This window comes from Flavihumibacter petaseus NBRC 106054 (genome assembly GCF_000974785.1).
GTDB lineage: Bacteria > Bacteroidota > Bacteroidia > Chitinophagales > Chitinophagaceae > Flavihumibacter > Flavihumibacter petaseus.
The window spans coordinates 446,838-469,430 of sequence record NZ_BBWV01000001.1; the positions used below are offsets into that span (position 1 = coordinate 446,838).

The 22,593-nt window shown below is 50.6% G+C and carries 16 protein-coding genes; 13 read left to right on the top strand and 3 right to left on the bottom strand.

Annotated elements, in window-relative coordinates:
* The first annotated feature begins 15 nt into the window (after positions 1-15).
* Both FPE01S_RS01880 and FPE01S_RS01885 read left to right on the top strand, forming a co-directional pair.
* On the top strand, positions 16-1,611 hold the full coding sequence (locus FPE01S_RS01880; RefSeq protein ID WP_046367233.1) for a SusD/RagB family nutrient-binding outer membrane lipoprotein: 1,596 nt from the start codon (positions 16-18) through the stop codon (positions 1,609-1,611).
* A 24-nt stretch (positions 1,612-1,635) separates the two neighbouring features.
* Complete coding sequence (locus FPE01S_RS01885) at positions 1,636-2,988, top strand: glycosyl hydrolase family 18 protein (RefSeq protein WP_046367234.1); 1,353 nt, start codon at positions 1,636-1,638, stop codon at positions 2,986-2,988.
* A 27-nt stretch (positions 2,989-3,015) separates the two neighbouring features.
* On the opposite strand, the gene FPE01S_RS01890 is transcribed toward FPE01S_RS01885, so the two are convergent.
* Together FPE01S_RS01890 and FPE01S_RS01895 are read right to left on the bottom strand one after the other, a co-directional pair.
* A complete protein-coding gene (locus FPE01S_RS01890) occupies positions 3,016-4,200 on the bottom strand; it encodes an acetyltransferase domain-containing protein (RefSeq protein ID WP_046367235.1) in 1,185 nt (394 codons plus the stop codon).
* A gap of 25 nt (positions 4,201-4,225) precedes the next feature.
* Complete coding sequence (locus tag FPE01S_RS01895) at positions 4,226-4,669, bottom strand: DUF2141 domain-containing protein (protein ID WP_157473859.1); 444 nt, start codon at positions 4,667-4,669, stop codon at positions 4,226-4,228.
* 109 nt (positions 4,670-4,778) lie between these two features.
* On the opposite strand from FPE01S_RS01895, the gene FPE01S_RS01900 reads away from it, so the two are divergent.
* Together FPE01S_RS01900 and FPE01S_RS01910 are read left to right on the top strand one after the other, a co-directional pair.
* Positions 4,779-7,334, top strand: coding sequence for a phosphocholine-specific phospholipase C (locus tag FPE01S_RS01900; RefSeq protein ID WP_046367236.1), 2,556 nt, complete (start codon positions 4,779-4,781; stop codon positions 7,332-7,334).
* 186 nt (positions 7,335-7,520) lie between these two features.
* Entirely contained in the window at positions 7,521-10,025 is a 2,505-nt protein-coding gene (locus FPE01S_RS01910; protein WP_052955444.1) for a glycoside hydrolase family 9 protein, read from the top strand.
* 319 nt (positions 10,026-10,344) lie between these two features.
* Here FPE01S_RS01910 and FPE01S_RS01915 read toward each other — a convergent pair whose 3' ends face one another.
* Positions 10,345-11,718: a DUF3472 domain-containing protein gene (locus FPE01S_RS01915; protein ID WP_245623923.1), complete on the bottom strand. Its 1,374-nt coding sequence runs from the start codon at positions 11,716-11,718 to the stop codon at positions 10,345-10,347.
* A 201-nt stretch (positions 11,719-11,919) separates the two neighbouring features.
* Here FPE01S_RS01915 and FPE01S_RS01920 point away from each other — a divergent pair, with 201 nt between their 5' ends.
* The 9 genes from FPE01S_RS01920 to FPE01S_RS01955 all read left to right on the top strand — a co-directional run bounded on the left by FPE01S_RS01920 (position 11,920) and on the right by FPE01S_RS01955 (position 22,591).
* On the top strand, positions 11,920-13,461 hold the full coding sequence (locus FPE01S_RS01920; protein WP_046367238.1) for a S10 family peptidase: 1,542 nt from the start codon (positions 11,920-11,922) through the stop codon (positions 13,459-13,461).
* Positions 13,462-13,564: 103 nt separating this feature from the next.
* Complete coding sequence (locus FPE01S_RS01925; RefSeq protein WP_046367239.1) at positions 13,565-15,985, top strand: outer membrane beta-barrel protein; 2,421 nt, start codon at positions 13,565-13,567, stop codon at positions 15,983-15,985.
* Positions 15,986-16,020: 35 nt separating this feature from the next.
* The gene (locus FPE01S_RS01930) at positions 16,021-16,368 is read left to right on the top strand and encodes an MmcQ/YjbR family DNA-binding protein (protein ID WP_046367240.1); all 348 of its coding nucleotides are present in this window, start codon (positions 16,021-16,023) and stop codon (positions 16,366-16,368) included.
* Positions 16,369-16,575: 207 nt separating this feature from the next.
* Entirely contained in the window at positions 16,576-17,067 is a 492-nt protein-coding gene (locus tag FPE01S_RS01935) for a hypothetical protein (RefSeq protein WP_046367241.1), read from the top strand.
* A gap of 55 nt (positions 17,068-17,122) precedes the next feature.
* Positions 17,123-19,036 (top strand): SPFH domain-containing protein, encoded by a 1,914-nt coding sequence (locus tag FPE01S_RS01940; RefSeq protein WP_046367242.1) that lies wholly within the window; start codon positions 17,123-17,125, stop codon positions 19,034-19,036.
* Between the two features lie 84 nt (positions 19,037-19,120).
* Positions 19,121-19,801: a hypothetical protein gene (locus tag FPE01S_RS01945; RefSeq protein ID WP_169749119.1), complete on the top strand. Its 681-nt coding sequence runs from the start codon at positions 19,121-19,123 to the stop codon at positions 19,799-19,801.
* A 342-nt stretch (positions 19,802-20,143) separates the two neighbouring features.
* On the top strand, positions 20,144-20,398 hold the full coding sequence (locus FPE01S_RS25765) for a hypothetical protein (protein WP_157473861.1): 255 nt from the start codon (positions 20,144-20,146) through the stop codon (positions 20,396-20,398).
* Positions 20,395-21,111 (top strand): endonuclease/exonuclease/phosphatase family protein, encoded by a 717-nt coding sequence (locus tag FPE01S_RS01950; protein ID WP_046368555.1) that lies wholly within the window; start codon positions 20,395-20,397, stop codon positions 21,109-21,111. The genes FPE01S_RS25765 and FPE01S_RS01950 overlap by 4 nt, the downstream gene beginning before the upstream one ends.
* A gap of 112 nt (positions 21,112-21,223) precedes the next feature.
* Positions 21,224-22,591 carry a WG repeat-containing protein gene (locus FPE01S_RS01955; RefSeq protein ID WP_046367244.1) on the top strand — a complete coding sequence of 456 codons (1,368 nt, stop codon included), beginning with the start codon at positions 21,224-21,226 and terminating at the stop codon, positions 22,589-22,591.
* Positions 22,592-22,593 lie beyond the last annotated feature (2 nt).

The window sequence follows — 22,593 nt, forward strand, 5'->3', positions numbered from 1 at the left end:
CGGAAAAATATGAACATGAAAAAGATTTTATCCCTCCTGCTGTTCGCACTCGCTCTACAGAGCTGCAACAAGTTCGGAGACATGAATACAGATCCTACAAAATCTGCCGATATGGATCCGGCAATTGAACTCGCCTTTGTGCAGCAAAGATTCTCCGGCGACATGAGTACGCAGGAAGTGACCGGACTCATTCTTTGCATGCCGCTCGCCCAGCATTTCGGAGGCGGATGGGCCAACCAGTACGGCCAGTTCTACCAACGGCAACAGGCTTATATGGCCAACCTCTGGCAGGGCAATTACGGCGCTGACGTAAAAAACATCACAGATGCTGTGTACCGCAGCCGCACCGGCAGCGGACAAAACATCAATGCCATGGCCCGCGTCGTACGCGTATATCTTTTCGCACGCCTGACCGACCTGTACGGTGACATCCCGTACTCCCAGGCCGCAACCGCCTTCACCAATGGTGTGCTCACCCCGGTATACGACACGCAGGAAGACATCTACCACGATTTCTTCGCCCAACTCGATACCGCCATGAACCAGTTCGCCACCGGCCAGGACCGTGTCACCAACGACGTCTTCTATAAAGGCGATATCGCCAAATGGAAAAAATTCACGTCATCGCTCCGCCTGCGTCTCGCCCTTCGTGTTGCCAGACAGGATCCCGAATTTGCAAAAGCGCAGGTAATGAAAGCCTACAACGATGGCCTCATGACTTCCAATGCCGACATCTGTGTAACCCGCCACGACAATAACTTCAACACCTATGCGAATTATACCGGCAACGGCTTGTCCTCCGCCATCCGTCAGACCGGATCCCCCGTTAATAATGGCTACCGCCTGCACAGCTCGCTGATCAACCAGCTCAAAAATACCAATGATCCCCGCCTCGACATTTTTGCCAAAAACTACTGGGACAATATGCCGGGTGCCACTTTTGAGAACCGCCTGGATATCACCGAACAGGTACGCGCACAAATCGGAAGTGTTGGTGTAGGTCCGAAAGCTTTCATCTGGGAAGACTGGATGAATACCATCACTATTAACCACCCTGCCGCCGGAATGATCCAGGTGGGCAACAACGAACAGAAACTGCAGCTCGCCGCCTACATGATGGAAAACGATGCACCCTTCCTCCACATAACTTATGCAGAAACAGAATTATTGCTCGCAGATGCCACCATCCGCCTCAGCCTGTCATTGGGTGCTACAGCAGAAGAACATTACGTGAACGGCATACGCGCCGCCTGCCAGCAACTCGTGCTGTACAAAAATGCACCGGTGATTTCTCCCGCTGCCATCGACCAGTTCATTGCAGACAATTCCCTGCAGCCCGGTAAAGAACTGCAACTGATCGGCACACAACTCTGGATCAACTATTTCCTCAACGGGCCCGAAGCCTTTGCAAGCGTTCGCCGTACCGGCTTCCCGGTACTGCCTTCCGGTTACCGCACAGACGGCTATTCAGATTCACCTGAAATGCCCCGTCGCCTCGAATACCCGCTGACGGAAAAAACACTGAATGCCGCTAACGTGGAAGCCGCCATCGGCAGACTACCCGGCGGCGTGGACGACTGGGAAGTGCGCATGTGGTGGGACAAAGAATAACACTAACCAAAACACAACTGACTTATGATGTTTCAAAAGCATCCGCTCCTGCACACCCTGGCAACATTGATCTGTTGCTGCTGCCTCCTGCAGGCCTGCAAAAAAGACCTTGCCGAAAATCCCACCTGGGAGGATGGCGACTATCCCCGCATCTTTTATATGGGCGACCAGTTTCCCACTTCCGTCGTGATTGATGAAGGCGATACAGCAGTTTACAATAACCTGAAATATTCTCCCGCCGGCCAGGTCAACATTACCTGGTTCGTGAACGAAGAAGTCATGTCACATGACACGCTCTTCAACTTCGTTCCCACCACCGGCGGAGTGTTCAACGTATTGCTGGAAGCAGAACTCAACGGGCTCCGTTCCGTACGTCGTTCACAGGTGATCGTCAAGCCTTCTTCATACACACCAAAAACATACGACAAAGTTATTTTGGGCTATCTCAGCGAGAACGGAACCGTAGCGAGTGTACAATGGAACCATATCTCCCATCTCGCCGTGCAATTCGGGCAGGTAAAATCCGATGGATCGCTCGATATTACCCGCGGCAATATCAACCAGAAAGCCGATGAACTGGTGGCCCGTGGCCATACTGCCGGCGTTCCCGTATTGCTCAATCTCTTTGGCAGGTTAACTCCTGTTGATGGCTGGGCCCTTTATGAAAGCGATGATATGGGTGCCGCTATCCGCGATGCCGGCAAAAGAGCAGGGCTCGTTACACAGATTGCGAGCTACATCACCGCTACAAGAATGGATGGCGTCGACATCATGATGACAGACTTCAACGGATCACCTTACTATAGCGCCAATCTCGCCGCCATAGCGCCCTTTATCTCCGAACTGAAAGCCGCCATGCCCGAAGGTTCAATTGTTACGGTAACGGCTACCCCAGGCTGGCAACACTGGGAATACCCCAACCTTTCTGCTGCTGACTGGGTGAACGTCCGCGCCTATGAGGATGGGCTGCATGTTGGACCTGGTGCCCCGACCGGCCAGCCTTCTTCCCTGGAATACATGAAGGCAGCCGCCGATATCTGGAAGAATTTTCACCTGGCACCGGAGAAACTTGTAATTGGTTTCCCCGTATTCGGCCTGCGCTACAATGAACTGGACGCCAGCGGCAACAACGCCTCCTGGGGTTCCTATGATTACACGCCGTTCAGTTACATACTGGGCCTGGATCCTTCCGCAGCGGAGAAAGAATACATCAACTCGTCAAAGGGAATTTATTATAACGGATTGCCATTGATCGAACAGAAAGCTGACTACATCAAAGGCAGCGCATTCAAAGGCATGTATGGCTGGTACATCGACGCAGATGCTGCCGACTCCACGAAGTCATTATTCAAAAAAGCGTGGGATCAGCTGAATTAAATCTTTACTGGCATAAGCCGGTAGTTTTCAGAGGTAAGATAACCACCAGTAACCCTGGTGGTTTCTTTTATATTCCCCAAACCAGCGGCAGGGATAATACAATGACAATACGATGAACATCCATACCAGGTACACTACCGGCAAAGAAAATCCATATTGGATCGGCCGGAAAAGAAACGGTGAATTCGGATCCGCAATCTGGCTGGCATCATGTCCCGTAGCGAAAAAGCAGATGACGGTAATAACATGAATAAGATAAAAATGAATCACATAGTAGAAGAATGGCACTTTGCCATACACTTCCCCAAACCGCGTAAACGCATTCTGGTGTTGCTCAAAGAAAGCTAATAATACCAGCCCCGGTCCGATTGTCATACAGTGGTACAACAGGCTGGGCGGATACTTGGTAGTGTTGAGAAAGGACAGGAATGACTGGTAGGCATGCGGAAAAGATTGCCAGCGGGATGGATCACCGTACACATTGATGCCCCGTATTATTACAAAAGCTGCAATTACGATCGCCCCCGCACGGTATAGCCAGCGGCGGCGTTTTGCAGGATCATAATCTGGTGAATACAGTCCTGCGAGGCAATAACCCAGCAACATGATGCCCGTCCACGGTAAAATGGCATAGAACACGCCGATAAAATGCGTCTGGTTCAAAGGCAGCACCGTGCCCGAAGCTGTCAGCAATATGCGCATCAGTACTGAAACGGACCCTTCTGAAGGAAGGGTGACAAAGTCCAGGATATTATGGCCCAGGAACAACAGCAGGCCAACCGGAAGGATCAGTTTCGGCGCAAAACGCACCAGCAATCCCAGGATGATCATGCTCCAGCCTATCGCCCAGATCACTTGCAGGATTACAAAATTGTAGAAGGGATTAAACGTAATGCCGAGTGTAATGATCACCAGTTCCACCAGCACCAGCCAGAAACCCCTTTTCAGCAGGAAGGCACCAGCTTCTGCAGGTGTTCGTTTGCGGGAAGCGATCGCTGCCGAGAGTCCGGACAGGAACACAAAAATAGGTGCACAGAAATGCGTGATCCACCGTGTAAAATAAAGCGGCACCGTAGTGGTTGCCGGATCAAGCGGATCGGCGGTAAGTGCTGTCACATGAAAAAAATCACGGGTATGGTCAAGCGCCATGATGATCATGACGAGCCCGCGGAGAATATCTATGGCATGGTAGCGTTGGCTGGAGGGGGTCATGGTTACAAAATAACCATTTTTCCTTTCATTTCAACCGTATCGAACGGCTGCCGTCCTTCCCCTTTACATCAAATTTCGACTCCTCGAAAGTGGCCGCCCTGGTCATAGGCAATACGTTGTTGGAGAACCCGTAATCCTCCTTCGGGATTCCAAGGCCGTTGGTATCCAGCTTGCCATTATCGTTCTGGTCGAGAAAAATACTCACTGCATAGGTACCGTCCTTTACCCCGTCAAAAGTTACCGTGATACTGTCCTGCTTATCAACCGGCACAATTTTGTGCAGTACCGCCTTCTCCCTTGTAAGAAAGCCATCCTGCGAAATATACCAGGCAATGTAGACCTTTCCTTTTTTCTTATCCAGGTTGGAAATTTGCAGGGTCTGCGTGGTACCGGCAGCCGCAGGTGTCTGCGCAACCGCACGGGTGCCGGAGATCAGGATTCCGATCAGGATAACATAACGTAATTGCATAGGCGGTTTTTTTGTCATACAACAGAACTTTTCGAAGGTTCTGTATTACCATCCTTTTAATTTAATAAAAAAGCATGGAGCAAGTACCACATGCCCCTAAATTTACCCCATGGAAACCAGAAGATCCTTTCTCAAAAAAGCAACAGTAATGGGTGGCGCATCCGGGCTGTTGCAGATCCTGCCCGAATCTATCCAGAAAGCAATGGCCATCGACCCTGCCCCTGGTTCTTCCTGGCAGGATGCGGAACATATCGTATTTCTGATGCAGGAGAACCGTTCCTTCGATCACACTTATGGCAGCCTGCAGGGCGTGCGTGGTTTTAATGATCCCCGCGCCGTCCGCCTGCCTGGTGACCGGCCCGTTTGGTTGCAGGCCGATCCGCAAGGCAATACTTACGCACCCTTTCACCTGGATATAAAAAATACCAAAGCAACCTGGATGAGCTCCCTGCCGCATTCCTGGGCCAACCAGGTAGATGCGCGCAACGATGGCCGTTATGACCGCTGGCTCGAAGCCAAACCTTCCGGTCACGAAGCCTACCGGCGCATGCCCCTTACCCTTGGATACCATACCCGGGCCGATATCCCCTTCTACTACGCACTCGCCGATGCCTTTACTGTGTGCGATCAGAATTTCTGTTCCTCACTCACCGGCACTACACCCAACCGCCTGTATTTCTGGACCGGTACCATCCGCGGCAAGCACGATCCCAACGCCATCGCCTGCGTCTGGAACGAAGACGCTGACCTCGATACTATGGCCAGCTGGACCACCTACCCCGAGCGCCTCGAAAAGGAAGGTGTTTCCTGGAAGGTTTACCAGAATGAGATCACTGCAGATACCGGTTTCGAAGGCGAAGAAGATCCCTGGCTCGGAAACTTTGGCGATAACCCGCTGGAATACCTCAGCCACTACCATATCAAACTGCACCCACGGTACATTGCCAACCTCCCCAAAGCCGCACAGAAACTACAGGCCGTCCTCAGCAAACGGCAATCAGAACTCGCTGCCCTGCCCGCCGGTGAGTCTGCAGAGAAGGTCAGCAAGTTGAAAAATGAAATAACCTGGCTTGAGCAGTCAATCAACCGTAATGCCAAAGAACAACAGGAATATACCCTGGAAAAATACAACGCCCTTCCGTCCTTTGCAAAAGCCATCCATGAAAAAGCATTCACCACCAATACTGGTGATCCCGCCTTCCGCCAGCTTGATGTACTGAAATACAATGACGGCACGCAGGATCGTGAAATGAAAATGCCGAAAGGCGATGTGCTGCACCAGTTCCGGGAAGATGTGAACAAAGGCAAACTGCCCACGGTATCGTGGCTGGTAGCGCCGGAGAATTTCTCCGACCACCCTTCCGCCGCCTGGTATGGCGCCTGGTATATCAGTGAAGTAATGGATATCCTGACGAAGAATCCGGAAGTCTGGAAGAAGACCATCTTCATCCTTACGTACGATGAGAATGACGGTTACTTCGATCACGTGCCACCTTTCGCCGTGCCCCGTCCCAATGATCCATCCACCGGAAAAGCATCTGCAGGTATCGATACTGCCCTGGAATACGTTGCGACCGCCGCACAACAATCCAAAACAGATCCTGCCCGCATCAGCCCCATCGGACTCGGATACCGTGTACCGATGGTGATCGCCTCCCCCTGGAGCCGCGGTGGCTATGTCAATTCAGAAGTATTTGACCATACCTCCTCACTGCAATTCCTGGAGAAATTCCTGGAAAAGAAATTCCGCAAAAAGATCACGGAAGAAAATATTACCGCTTGGCGCCGCGCCATTTGCGGTGACCTTACTTCCACCTTCCGTACGTGGAACGGTGAGGCCATCCCTACCCCCCAATCCCTGGACCGCGATCATTTTCTCGAAAGCATCCACCAGGCACAATTCAAAAAGGTGCCGGACAACTACTATCAATTAACGCCGGCAGAAATTGAGCAGGTAAGTAAGGCCTCTTTTTCCGCACCCCCCGCTGCCTTCATGCCGCAGCAGGAAAAAGGCACGCGTCCCGCGTCCGCGCTCCCATACGAACTGAAAGTAAACGGCGGCCTCACCGAGGACCGCAAACAGTTCCGTATCGCCTTCACTGCTGCCAACACCGTATTCGGTGATCACGCCGCCGGTGCACCCTTCCAGGTCTATGCCCCCGGCACCTACGCTGGTCAAAACGTCCGCACCTGGGACTATACCGTGAAAGCCGGTGACACCCTGGAAGACGCCTGGCCGCTCAGCGCCTTCGCGAACAACCATTACCACCTCCGCGTTTACGGCCCCAATGGTTTCTTCCGCGAGTTCGCCGGCGAAACCGATGCCCCGGCCCTGGAAATCCTGGTTGATCCCGAACGCGTGGCAGGCAAACCTTCCCAACTTACCGGCAACCTGCAGGTTGTACTGCTCAACCGCAGCAATAAATCCCTTAAAGTGGATCTCACTGATAACAGCTATCACCAACCGAAAAAATCAGTAACCCTCGATGCTGCCGGCAAAAAAGGCGCCCGCACCAGTATCGTAATAAACCTTGCAAAAAGTTTCTCCTGGTATGACCTGACGATTGCCGTCAACGGCAACACCACCACCTACCAGCGCTTTGCCGGCAAAGTAGAAACCGGCAAATCCGGACAAACTGATCCCCTGATGGGCCGGGTGTCATAACCACCGCTCCACCTTTTTCTTTGCGGCTTTGCTCCTTTGCGTGGCGCGAAGCGCGCCATTGCGTGAAAAATCTCCGTGTGAAACACCTGCCAAAGCTTGACCGCAGGCAGGAAAAGTATCAGCAATTGCGGGAAAAGTATCAGCATTGCGCGAACGCCGCAGGCGCGCACGAAGTAACTTTCCGGCATGCGAAAAATTGTTTGCCTGACATTTCTGCTGATGCTGCTGCATCTGGCGGGAACCGCCCAGAAGAAACGCCCTGCAGGCTTCTTCCTCAACGACAAGGAATACCTCGAAAACGGGGCCGTTAACGTAATGCTCGCACATGACTTCTACCCGGAAGGACACCAGGGCGGTGTGGGCATCATCCAGATGGGACAACGCGTTGCCACCAATGGTGATCTCCGCCTGGAGCCGACACCCGGACAATGGTCACCCATCCCGAAAGTAGGAAAACGCGTGATCGACGCCGCCACCGGTACTGTCAGCGTGCGCATGGAATATCCAGACAGCTCCATCGACCGCAAGGGCTTCAACCCGATCATCTATCCGGATCTGCATTTTGCCTATACGATCAAAGTAAAACCTGAAGGCAATTCTTTCCGGATCATCGTGGACCTGGAAAAACCGCTGCCCGAAGACTGGATTGGCAAAGTAGGGTTCAATATCGAACTCTTTCCCGGGGTACTCTTTGGCAAGAGCTGGTATATGGATCAGCAGTCCGGCATCTTCCCTGCACAATCCTACAGCCAGATGGTGAAAGACAATGAGGGCAAATGGCAGGCGGCGCCCATGGCATCCGGCCATAAACTGGTGGTGGTTCCGGATGACCCCATGCAAAAACTGGTGATTGAAAACAGGAAAGGCGATGGACTGCAACTGATCGATGGCCGTTCGCTGCATACCAACGGCTGGTATATCGTGCGCTCGCTTGTACCGAAGGGTGCAACCACCAATGCGATCGAATGGCTGGTGACGCCGAACAATGTGGAGAGATGGAAATCATCGCCCGTGGTGCAGGTATCGCAGGTGGGATATCATCCCGCGCAACCAAAATTCGCGGTAGTGGAACTTGACAAAAATGACAAGGCCCGTCCCGCTATACAACTGAAACGCATCAATCCCGATGGTGCTTCACAAACTGTCCTGCAAAAAGCAGGTACAGAGTGGGGCGATTTCCTGCGGTATCATTACCTGAAATTTGATTTCAGCAGTATTCAGCAGCCAGGAATGTATTTCATTCAGTATGGCAGCCATCGCAGTGAACCATTTAAGATTGATAACAAAGTATACCAGAATAATGTGTGGCAGCCGACGCTCGAATATTTCCTGCCGGTACAGATGTGCCATATCCGCGTGAATGACAAGTACCGCGTTTGGCATGGCGCCTGTCACCTCGATGATGCGCTGATGGCACCGGTCGATTCTAATCACTTTGACGGGTATATCCAGGGACATGAAACGATGACGCGTTTTCAGCCTGGTGATCCGGTACCGGGACTGAACCGTGGTGCCTGGCACGATGCCGGCGACTATGACCTGCGCGTCGAATCGCAGGCGGAAACTGTCTGGGGACTGACCCTGGCGTATGAAGCATTCCATCCGCAGACAGACAATACCACCATAGATCAGAAGAACCTTGTAGTGGAAATCCAGCAGCCGGATGGCAAGAATGATCTCCTGCAGCAGATTGAACATGGCCTTTTGAGTATTGTCGGCGGCTACCAGAACCTTGGCAGGTTCTATCGCGGAATAATAGAACCGACTTTGCGGCAGTATGTGATGCTGGGCGACCCCATCAATCTGACAGACAACAAGGTTTATCCCGATCACAAAATTTTACCTGCCACACCACCTGTCGGCCTGCCGAATTCCATGGATGACCGCTGGGTATTCACGGAGAACAATCCGCATCGCGAACTCGAGGCCGCTGCAGCGCTGGCTGCCGCTTCCCGTGTAATGAAAGGCTACAACGACACACTCGCATCACAATGCCTTAATATCGCCCAACAAATCTGGAGCATTACGAAAGAAAAAAATCCGCTCGACCGGGCGGCACTGGCTGCAGAATTGCTGATTTCCACCGGCGAAAAAACATACAGTGATTTTCTGAGAGCACATGTACAGGAGATCGCGGCTAAGGCAGACCGTTATATCTGGCAGGTGGGAAGAACTATACCGTTGATCAATGACGCCGCCTACACGAAAACACTGGAGGATGCAGTAAAGACCCTGTATGCCGGGATCCAGGCGGCAGGTAAAAAAACGCCCTATGGTGTTCCCTACGAACCCAATATCTGGGGGGCCGGTTGGGGCATCCAGAACTTCGGTTTCCGGCAGTACTTCCTGCACGAGGCTTTCCCTAAAATTGTTCCTGCTGATGATATGCTCGCAGCGATCAACTTCGTACTGGGTTGTCACCCCGGTTCCAACCGGGCCTCCTTTGTGTCTGGTGTGGGTGCCAACTCAATGACGACCGGCTACGGCTTCAACCGTGCGGACTGGTCCTATATTCCGGGTGGAATTGTTTCGGGCACAGCGTTGATCCGCCCGGATTTTCCGGAGCTGATGCACTGGCCTTATTTCTGGCAACAGGCGGAATATGTGCTGGGTGGTGGCACAACCGACTATCTCTTTATCATTCTTGCAGCCGATCACCTATTGAATCAGCAAGGAACCGGCAAAAGATAAGAACCAAACCCAGCCCCAAAACCTCCTGATTTTCATTCAGGTGGATTTCTTCTGTTGAGTGGGAGTGTCATTTTACAAAATTGATCAATTTGTAAAACCGAGTGAAATGAGCCACTGGCCTGCATTTGATAGCCGTATGTGAATAATACGTTTATGTATCAGCCGTTACAAGGCCCTATTTTCCAACCTACAATATCCACTTAGAAACGCGTATGTTTCTGAAACGTAATCTGGTGGCTCATTTCACTGGGTTTTACTAAATGCCCGGTTTCAAAAAACAGCCCCCATTTCGACAAGGCATCTGTCTTTACATAAGCCCCTAATTCCCCGTGGGCAAACTTTTCAGGTTGATCGCCGGAGCACTTCCAACTGCAGCACGCTGAAACGTCGATCCAATCGGTGTAAAGTGGTCAAAGAAGCCATCATTTTTCAGGTAAAAACGTTTGCCGTCTGAACCACCCGCGTAGTCTTTCCTGTAGCCTATGCGCGCTGTATTGTCGGCCGTGAATTTTGCGGAAGTCAGTTGCACCCATTTGCCACTGGCATCGGCCGCCCACTGGTTGCCGAAAAAGACCTGGCGTGAAAGCGTTCCGGTTTCTGGTATAAAGTTTTCGAGAAAAGAATGCAAGCGTGTCAACCAGGTGTTCGTTCCCGGCCGCTGGAACGACGCGATCATCCGCCAGCCGTCATTAACGGCAGCACCACCCGCTTCCGGATCGCGGAACCATGCGGTATAGGTTGTCATTCCTTTCCCATTGGGCACACCACGTAACAAGAAACCGTAGGTGCGGCCAGCTTTCCAGGGAAAGCGCAGAAAACTTTGTCCACCGGAGCCTTCATTCCCAAACTCACCGGTATACACGTCCTTCCCTTTACCCAGCATCCTGATCTTCTGGCTGTCTGGGATCAGTTTAGGATCATCGGTATGAAACGGACTCCAAACGGAAAACAACACCCTTCTTTCCGTGGGAGAATTTACCTGCATCCCGAAATAGCCTTCGCCAAAACCATTCGCCATAAAATAGGAACCGACCTGATCCTCACCTTCCGGAACAGTTACTTCATTGTAGAACCATTCTGCCGCAAAATCCTTTGGTAGCATATAATTGAGGTGAACAGACGGTCCGCGGCGGCCCCAATAGAAATAGTTGCCTTCATTGTTCTTTACATAATTATTCTCTCCTGATAACGCATCGCCTTCCAGGCGATAGGCTTTAATGCCACTTTCTGAAAGTTTGGCTGCAGCAGCTGCTTCTTCATCTTCTTCATCTTGCCCTTCACCCTGTTTACCTGTTTGCTTCGCATCCGGCTTTTTATGTTCTTTCGAATTGGCGCGGCCATAGGCATATACCGATCTTGTCTGCAAAGCCCCGGCAAAGAGGGCATGATAGCCGGAATCTGCAAGCTGCCATTCGCCCACCTTCACAAAACCAGTATCCCCTGCAGGAAGCATTACCGACTTTTTCTCATCATTCAGGCTGAAGGTCCACTTTCCGCCTTTACCATCCCCCTTGATATAAACCACCACATTACCCGCCCGGCTCGTCCGGAACCATGTCTCCCATCCCGCCGGCTGCGCGGCCCAGGAATTGCCCGCAAAGGGAACCTCTATAACATTGCTTTTTTCCTGCCCTGTCGCAAACAAACTCAACACCATTAACGTGGCTAAAAATGTTCCTGAACTAAACTTCATGCTACCATCAGATTATTCAGTCAAGATAGAAAATAGACGCGATCTGCAAGCAACAAACGATTGCGCGTCTTTTACCAAATACTACCTTACCAGGGTAAACCCTTATCCAATATCCAAATGCAACAATGTCCCTTCATCACCCATGCAACTACTAAACTCCCAAACCCCCAAACTTCTAAACATTCCTTTACATTTGACGGCATGAAACTTCTCCCCATTCTCGCACTGGGCCTGATCGCCCCCATCCTCCTCCACGCACAACCGAAAAACGTGCCACCCGCTGTTCCGGCCAAAGCAGAAAAGTCTGCCGCCACCAGCTCCGGCACCGATATCCCCTTCAACCCCGACACCCAGATCACTACCGACCATGAAGTGACCATCAAGGGACAAAAAGTGCCCTATAAAGCGACAGCCGGCACACTGCCCGTGTGGGACGAAGAAGGCAAGACCATCGCGGGCCTCTTCTACACCTATTACGAACGCAGCGATGTAAAAGACCGCGATGCCCGGCCCCTCGTCATCTCCTTCAATGGCGGTCCCGGAACGGCTTCTGTCTGGATGCACCTGGCCTATACAGGTCCCAAACTCCTCAAAATAGACGATGAAGGCTATCCGGTACAACCTTATGGCTACAAAGACAACCCCTATTCTATCCTCGACGTAGCCGACATCGTTTACGTTGACCCCGTTAACACCGGCTTCAGCCGCATCGTCAACAAGGAAACCCCGAAAAGCAAATTCTTCGGCGTAACCGCCGATATCAAATACCTGGCGGAATGGATCAACAGTTTCGTTTCCCGCACCAACCGCTGGGCCTCCCCGAAATTCCTGATCGGTGAAAGCTATGGTACCACCCGCGTGTCCGGTCTCGCCCTCGAACTGCAGCAGGCACAATGGATGTACCTCAACGGTGTCATCCTGGTAAGCCCCACTGAACTGGGTATAGAAAGAGGTTCCGCTACCGACGCCGCCCTCCGCCTGCCCTATTTCTCAGCAACTGCCTGGTTCCATAAAAAACTGCCGGCCGACCTGCAACAGAAAGACCTCACGGCCATGCTGCCGGAAGTAGAGAATTTCACCCTTAACGAACTGGTTCCAGCCCTGAACAAAGGCAGTCTCCTGCCTGATGCCGACCGCAAAACTATCGCGGCCAAAATGGCCCGTTACAGCGGACTTTCAGAAGCAGTGATCCTCCAGAATAACCTTGACATTTCCCCCAATCTTTTCTGGAAAGAACTCATGCGCGAAAAAGGCTTCACTGTAGGCCGCCTCGACTCCCGCTACCTGGGTATCGATAAAGCCAATGCCGGTGAAAGTCCCGACTACAATGCCGAGCTGACCTCCTGGCTGCACTCCTTCACCCCGCCGATCAACATGTATCTCCGTGAAGAACTGAAATGGAAGACCGACCTGAAATATTACATGTTCGGCCCCGTGCATCCGTGGGACCGTAACGGCGATCATACCGCCGAAAACCTCCGCCAGGCAATGGCCATGAACCCGTACCTCCACCTGATGGTGCAATCCGGCTACTATGATGGCGCCTGCGATTATTTTAATGCGAAATACAATATGTACCAGATGGACCCCTCAGGCCGTCTTAAAAACCGGATGCGCTGGGAAGGCTACCGCAGCGGTCACATGATGTACCTCCGCAAGGAAGACCTGATCAGCAGCAATGAACATATCAGGGAATTTATTAGAGCCGCCCTGCCCAAAGCAGGCGAACCCGCGAAATACTAGTCGGGCTGCGGTTGCCCAACAGCGATATTGACCGCTGAACAAAATCGGTTATAAGGGAAGGGACAGGATAGTTATCTTGTCCCTTTCTTATTGGTTCCAACTTATGACACGACCTTACCAGCTGTTCTGTACAATATTCACCACCCTTATCCTCACCCTCTCAGCCAGGGCCCAGGAACCCGTGACCGTACGGGTACAGAACCCCGTGCAGGAACCCCTGCCCTTCAGTACCGTGGAGTTGCTGCGACCTGATAGCTCCGTTCTGGCGGCCCACGTGGCAGACAGCTCCGGGAGGGCACTGCTCAGCATCCCGGCAACGGGACAATTCCTGCTTCGTGCCTCCCGGCAGAATTACGAGAGCACCGTCGTAAAACTCGACCGAACTTCAATTGGCAAAGGCATCCGCCTCCAGCTGAAACCCAATGGCACCACACTCGACAATGTAACCGTTACGGGCAATCGCCCCATGATTAAAAATGTGAACGGAAAGACGATCGTATCGATAGACGGCAGCATCAACCAGAGCGGCAGCAATATGCTCGAAGTGCTGGAAAGAACGCCGGGCGTGCAGGTGGACCGCGACGGCAATATCAGCCTGCGCGGGAGGCCGCAGGTGCTGGTACTGATCGATGGTAAACAGACCTACGTGAGCGGCGCGGATCTCGCCAACCTCCTCGAGGGCATGAGCAGTTCCACCGTGGAGTCGATCGAACTGATGGATCATCCGCCTGCCAGCATGGATGCTGCGGGCAATGCCGGGGTGATCAATATCCGTACGAAAAAACTGAAGCAGAAAGGTACCAACGCCAACCTGTCGTTATCGTACACCCAGGGCCGTTATCCCAAAACAAACGATAATATCGGCTTCAACCACCGCACCGGGAAGATCAATTTCTTCGCCAACTATTCCATCAATTATTATGAAGGCTACGTCGACCTCTATGCCTTCCGCACCTATTTTCCCACAGCCAGTAAACCCGCTTCCTACCTCGAGCAGCCCACCTGGATCGCTGTTAAAGGCACCAACCAGAACCTGCGCGCCGGGATGGACTACAACATCAGCGAAAATACCAGTATCGGTTTCGCGGCATCGGGAACCCTGATGAACCGCAACCGCCCCGGCAGCGGTCCCGCCATCTGGATGGATGAAAACCGGCATATCGACTCTTCCATCTATACCAGCAGCCAGATCGAAACGGGGATGAAGAACGGCAACCTGAACCTGAACTTCTCCCACCGGTTCAACAAACGCAAAACCCTGACGGCCGATGCAGACTGGCTCTATTATGATATCAGTAACGACCAGGCTTTCAGCAATACCAAGGAAGGCCCCGACGGCTATGTCGAAAAGTTTCGGGGCACCCTGCCCTCCACGATCAGGATCTTCGCAGTGAAGGCCGACTATGTGCACCAGGTCAATGCCGACCTGCAATGGGCTGCCGGCATAAAGACTTCCGGAACCAGCACCGACAACCTCGCTGTATTTCAATATTGGGATGATCCGAACTGGGTAGATGACCTCAACCGGAGTAACCATTTCCTCTACGACGAGAACATCTATGCGGTTTATGGCACTGGCAATTATGCCACAGGCAAGTGGAAAACAGAGGCAGGCCTCCGCATGGAACATACCGCGTATGACGGCAACCAGCTGGGCAATGCCTCAGGGAAAGATTCGGTTTTCACCCGCAATTACACCAGCCTGTTCCCGAACCTTAGTGTCACCTACCAGGTCGATTCCGCCAACAGTTTCACCCTCAATGCCGGCCGCCGCATTGACCGTCCCGCATTCCAGAAACTCAATCCTTTTACCATCATCCTGAACAAATACACCTACCAAACCGGTAATCCCTATATCCTGCCGCAATACACCTGGAATATCGAGGCCTCGCACCAGTACAAGGAACTGCTGACAACCACACTTGGCTATCACTATATTGACAATTATTTCACGCAACTCTTCTATTCCGATGCGGAAGGAATGATCATTTATACAGAAGGAAATATCGGGAAGATGCAGGACCTCAGCCTGTCGGTGATGCTCACCACAACCCCCGTAAAAGGCTGGAACCTGGTGGTGGATGCCACGATGAACCATAAGCGTTTTGAGGGATTTGTCTGGAAAGAGATGGAAGCGAAGATCACGCAACTGAACCTGAGCATCAATAACCAGTTCCGGTTCAACAAGAACTGGACGGCTGAACTTTCAGGCTATTATATTACCAAAAATCAGAATGATATCACCGAGGTGCTTGATCCCACCGGGCAGCTGTCCCTTGGCGTTGGCCGCCAGATCATGAAGGGAAAAGGCTCCCTGAAGCTTGCTTTCCGCGATATCTTCTATACCCAACGGATGGCCGGAAATACCAGCTTCGAACATGCGCACGAATACTTCGAGCTGAAACGCGACACCCGTGTAGCGGTGCTGAGCTTCTCCTACCGGTTCGCCAAAGGCCAGAAGATCACCTCCCGCAAAAGCGGTAACAGTGCCGGAGAGGAAGCAGAAAGGGTAAATACAAATTAAAACCCTATTATTGGGACAATCATCCTGGATCAACAATGACAATTGAAGTAATTCAGCGCATTTGCAATGACCTGCCCGGCGTTACAGAAGACATTAAATGGGAGCATGACCTGGTATTCTCTGTGGGCGGAAAAATGTTCTGCGTCGTGGGGCTGAACCAGTCCCCCACGTCAGCTTCCTTTAAGGTGAAGGATGAAGAATTTGAAGAAATGTGTACCTGGCCGGGATTCAAGCCGGCACCCTATGTGGCCAAATACAAATGGGTCTGGATAGATGATATAGCCAGGATAAAAAATACCGACTGGAAAAAATTTCTTCAGCAATCCCACCAACTGGTAGCGGATAAACTACCGGCAAAAGTGAAAAAACAACTGGGGCTATAGCCGACCTCCATTTCAGCCTTAATTTACCCCTCACATTCTTGCAGCAATACCCGGAAAGCACTATTATTACGCCCGGAATCGCATGCATCACTACCTTATTCTATCCGGGCGGCGTCCTGCTGCCTGTTGGTGAGGAGGCGAAGCATTGCCTTCAGAACAACAATCCGATTATTATAGATATCTGATAAGGCCCTGAAAAATTTACACATGCTACGACTATTTACAGCTATTGCAGCCACACTGCTGGCAGTCTCTTCTTTCGGACAAACCATTAAACTGACCCAGAAAAAGGGTGCCGACGACTTTATCGTAAAGAATGGCAACTACGTGATTTACTTTAAGAAAAGCGATATCATCGCCGGTATTGCAGCAATTGACAAGACATTAAATACTGATCACTCAGCAATTGCCGCACTGTTGAAAGACAATAAACTGACTTTATTGGATCTTAATTCAGTGTCACAATCCGACAAGGCATTTGTAGAATTGATTAAATCAAATCTCGGATCATTACTCCTGTTAAAAGGAAAAGCAGCAATATTTGCAGAAAAAAAGCAGCTTACCCGAATTCTTGCCGACGAATCGCCAAGAATGGTAGAACTCGATGGTAGTTCCCGAACAGCGATTCTCTTTACAGAAGCGGGGAATGAAAATCGAATATTTCTCGGAGACCTCAGCTCAGACATCAAAAGGGAATAGTAACAAATATCTACCCGACAACCTACTCCAAAATTTCTAAACCCCAATAACTAAAATGACCTTCCTTGCCCTGCTCGCAACCTACTGGTGGATTGCACTGGTACTCTCTTTCGTCCTCTTCTACAAATTCATTCTTCGCGTCTTCTTCGGAATGGTGATCGTTCCGGAAAACAGGATCGGCCTCGTTACCAAAAAGTTCGTGCTGGTAGGCACCAATCGCGCCCTGCCGGATGGCCGTATCATCGCCACCAAAGGAGAAGCCGGCTTCCAGGCACAAACACTCGCACCCGGCCTCTACTGGGGCATGTGGCCCTGGCAATACGGCGTCGACATGCAACCTTTCGTGGTGATCCCGGAAGGCAAAGTGGGACTGGTATTGGCCAATGATGGCGTGCAGCTGCCCACCGGGAATATCCTGGGCCGGGCCGTCGATTGCGATAACTTCCAGGACACCGAAAAATTCCTGGTCAATAACGGTCAGAAAGGCCGGCAAACCGCACTGATCACTGCAGGAACCTACCGGATCAACACCTACGCCTTCACCATCACCATTGCTGACATGACCATCATCCGCGAAAACATGGTGGGCATTGTTACTACACTCGATGGTGTACCCATCAGGCCGGGACAGATCGCCGGCGAACAGATTGAAGGACACAATAACTTTCAGGATGTAGATGTATTCCTTACCAACAGTGGTAACCGTGGCCTGCAACCGCAAGTCATGCTGGCCGGCAGCTATTTCATCAACCCATGGGCCATACAGATTGAAGAAATCCCCATGACCCACGTTCCCATCGGTCATGTAGGGGTGGTGATCTCTTATATCGGCGAAGACGGAAAAGATATTACCGGCGACAGCTTTAAACACGGCAATATTGTAACCAAAGGATTCCGTGGTGTATGGAACGAACCGCTCGGTCCCGGTAAATACCCGGTCAACACCTATACCATGAAGGTAGAACTGGTACCCACCACCAATCTCGTGCTGAACTGGGCCAATGCCAGAAGTGAAGCACATGATCTTGACAAAAACCTCAGCACCATCACCGTGCGTTCGCGGGATGGTTTCCCCTTCAATCTTGATGTTGCCCAGATCATTCACGTGCCCGCCAATGAAGCACCCAAGGTGATCGCCCGTTTCGGCAGCATGAACAACCTGGTATCACAGGTACTCGAACCCACCATCGGCAACTATTTCCGCAACAGCGCACAGGACAGTGATGTGATCAGCTTCCTCAGTACACGTAAGGAAAGGCAAAAATCAGCCCGGGAGCATATCCGCGAGGTACTGGACGAATACAACGTGAACGCGGTAGATACACTGATCGGAGATATTGTTCCTCCGGAAGCCCTGATGAAAACACTCACCGACAGGAAAATCGCTGAAGAGGAACAGAAGACCTACCAGACCCAAAGAAGCGCACAGGAACAACGGCAGGGCATGGAAAAGGAAACCGCGATTGCCGACATGCAAAAGGAGATCGTAAAGGCACAGCAAAGTGTGGAGATCGCCCAGCGCACGGCTGATGCGGCCGTTAAAAAAGCAGAAGGTGATGCCACCAGCCTGAAGCTGCAGGTCAACGCAGAATCCGAAGCCACCAAAATGCGTGCAAATGCTGAAGCAGAAGCCACGAAGGCGAGAGCCGGCGCACAGGCAGAGGCGACCAAACTGAACGCGAGCGCGGATGCCGAAAAAATCAGCAAGACCGGTCTGGCAGAAGCAGAAAAGATCATGGCCATCGGTAAATCCACCGCTGAAGCGTATGAACTGCAGGTAAAAGCGATGGGCGGTGACAACTTCACGAAGTACAAGATCACCGAAGAAATCGGCAAGGGTAATATCAAGATCATCCCTGACCTGATCGTCAGCGGGAACAACGGAAGCGACGGCAGCCTTTCCGGGTTAATGGGCCTGCAATTATTGCAGATGCTCCAGGATAAAAAGGAAAACGGTGTAACCAAATAACAGCGGGTGTCGATGGCAACATTATCAACAAAAAATCTGTCCCGGCTCCCGGATATTCCGACGCTTCACCGGCTTTGCAAATCCTTGGCGACACTAGACGCAATAATCTGCCGGGAATGGCAATACCGCTACTATTCATTCGACAATAGCTGGGACCAGAAAACTGGTGATGAATGTTTTCTGATGCGTAACGGTTCCGGAGATGAATTTCAGACACTATTCAGTAAACACGGCGCAATCATAAACGGTTTCGCACACGAAAGTGAAATGAGCCAATGGCATGAAACGAAAATCAAACCAGTTACACTGAAAGAGAAATTCAAAAGCTTCTTCGGCCAGAAGAAAACGGCTTTCACGCAAAAGATATGGGAAGGCGTCGTTGACACTGTCCCTGACGTCTTTAGGAGTTTCTTATTTACTGAGCCCATCAGGTCAATCGGTACAACTTTCTGCACCTGGCGGAAAACCAACGATTCCCAATGGCATATCGGCAACTTTAGGTATCCCGGCGATGATTACGGTGACGGAAGTGCTGATTTACTCAATATCCTTGACAACAACCCAACCACTTACAAAAACTGGGCTGTCGAATATTATGAAGAGCAATTTGAAGCACACAACCTGAGGATCGATTTGGTCAAACACATTTACGACTTTAAACCGCTTACAAAAGCCGTCATAACAGGCATCAATCCTGAGCTGACTGAATTTGAGGACCTCAAATCAGACCTGAACGGAATAGGCTATCCTCACATTGATCTGTAACCTACATAATAAGTGTTAACTATACTCCTCCTGCTCTACTGCTTGCAACTACCTGAAAAGATTGTTCTCAAAACACATTCAGGTGATAGCATTCTCATTACCGGCAACAGGATTTGTTTCAATGCGAAAACAATTGGCAGTGTGGACGATGATATTATCTATAATAGCAAATACAATAGACTGATCTAGCAAAACGGTAGTATTCTCTTATTTCTGGAACTGGAAAACAGCGCCAACTTTAACCAATTATCAGCCTACCGGCTGACAAGCCAAATTGCGATACAGCTCGTTCACTGTGTGTATAATGACGAGAAACAACAAGCCCTCCCGCCATACTCTGATATGGACAAGGACGGAAAGCTGGAATTTGGCGGCTTTGAACTTACAGAAATGCACCCATCACGCGACTCAATGTATTATGAGCCCTCTAAGTATTATGAGATCGCTAACGGAACAATTTATTTCGACTCCGCATTAACCAGAGCAATGGACAGGAAGCGGAATGGTGTTTATCTGGCCAAACCACTTGATATTGATGGAAACTGTTGCATCGCAATCAGAAAACCGGCAAAGAAGCGCATATCTATCCGGCCATGAAACTGATTACATGGAATTGCAATATGGCATTCAGGAAAAAGGCCGCGTTGATATTAAGTCATCAGCCCGACATCCTGGTTGTTCCGGAATGTGAGCATCCCGACAAATTACTTTTTGAACCAGACATTCCACAGCCAATGTCCATACTTTGGTTCGGCACCAACAGGAACAAGGGATTAGGCATCTTTTCCTATACCAACTTAAAACTAAAATTGCTCCGGAACCACAACACGGAACTGAAAATGATCATCCCGATAGCAGTTACCGGTCCGGACACAAAGTTCACGCTCTATGCCATCTGGGCAAACAATCCCGATGATCCTGACGGGCAATACGTGGAACAGGTCTGGAAAGCCATCCACCACTACGACAAAAAACTAACCAACAAACAAACTATCCTGATCGGCGATTTCAACAGCAACACCATCTGGGACAGGAAATACAGAACCGGCAATCATTCGCACGTGGTAAACCGCCTGGAAGACAAAGGCATCTTCAGCTGCTATCATGCGCACTTTAAGCAGATCCAGGGAAAGGAAGAGCATCCCACTTTTTACCTGTACAAACACAAGGACAAACCCTATCACCTGGACTATTGCTTTGCTTCTGCTGATATGATAGCCAGGATCAGGTCGATAGAGATCGGCGACTATGACCATTGGAAAAAATACAGCGATCATGTGCCGGTAATGGTCGAATTCAATGATTGCTGAATTATGAATCTTTATACCAAGAAATTTACCAGACAGGAGGATCTTTGTGATTTTTAAGATAGCCCTATATCTATCCCTGGTAGTCATTCCTGTCAGGTCATTCAGCCAGAACATGATTGCGATACTGGCCACCGCAGAACGCAATAAGAAACTCGGATGCATTGACACCACGGGTAGAGAAGTAATTCCCATCAAATATGACGACATCGGCTTCTGGGGCAACAACCTGATCCCGGTGAATATCGGCGCCAAAGAAAGGAACTATCTAAAATCAGGTGGAAAATGGGGCTACTGCAATAACAAGGGCGTGGTTGCTATTCCAGTTCAATTCAATGAAGCAGAAACTTTCCATGAAGGAATCGCCGCTGTGAGAACCGGCAACAAATGGGGCTTCATCGACACCACTGGAAAAATCATCATCGATCCCAAATACGAAAAAGTAAGATTATTCAGTGAAGGCCGATGCGCTGTTTCCCTCAACAATAAATGGGGATATATCAACAGGAAGGGAGAAGTAGTTGTCAATATCGAATACGGCGCTGCAGATGACTACAAAAAGGACGTCGCCGCGGTCTTTGTCGGGCAATTGGCCAATGAGGATTGGGAAGATCCACAGGGCAACTATTGCCTCATCAACAAGAACGGGGAAAGAATTACAGAACCCATATTTCAGCAAATCTGGAAGTTCTCCGAAGGACTCGCAAAAGTTGAAATTGCTAACTCCGCGGACAAATACGCAACCAAAAAAGGCTTTATCAATACCAAGGGCAAAATGGTGGTTCCTGCCATTTACGACAAGGCCGAAGATTTCAGCGAAGGGCTCGCAGTGATAGGGATCAGCAGCAATATCGAAGCAGTCCGATTCTCTGACTCAGAATATATCTTTGGGTATGTCAATGCAGATGGAAAAGAAATAATTCCTGCCCGCTTCGACCAGGCACATAGTTTCATTAATGGCAAGGCAGTAGTAGGCAAAGGGCGGAAGATGCATTCGATGCTGATTCTCACCGACACAACGGACAATTCCATCGTCAACTATCAGGATCATCCAAAGTACGCGCTCATCGACAAACAGGGAAAGTTCTTACTTGATTTCGAGTGGGGATGGCTATCTCCGGCCGGCGAAAAGTACTACATCGCCCAGCGGACTAAATTTAACGGAAGTGGCGTGATAGATGAAAGCGGTAAAACAATTGTGCCATTTAACTACACCAACTTAGAATCCATTGGAAACAATCTCTTTGTGGCAAATGATGGAAATCACCATGAAGGTGAAGTGCAGCTCATCAGCCTGGACAATAAAATCCTTTTCCGGTCCACCAGCCTTGCAATGCCCGCGCCCAGGTATGAATTTGGCCTCATCCATGTAAGAACCAATCACCTGACAAAAAGTGGATTTATAGACACTAAGGGCAACTGGATCATCAGGGACAAATATGATATGGTGTGGGATTTTGTACCCACATCGGGAAATAAATAATT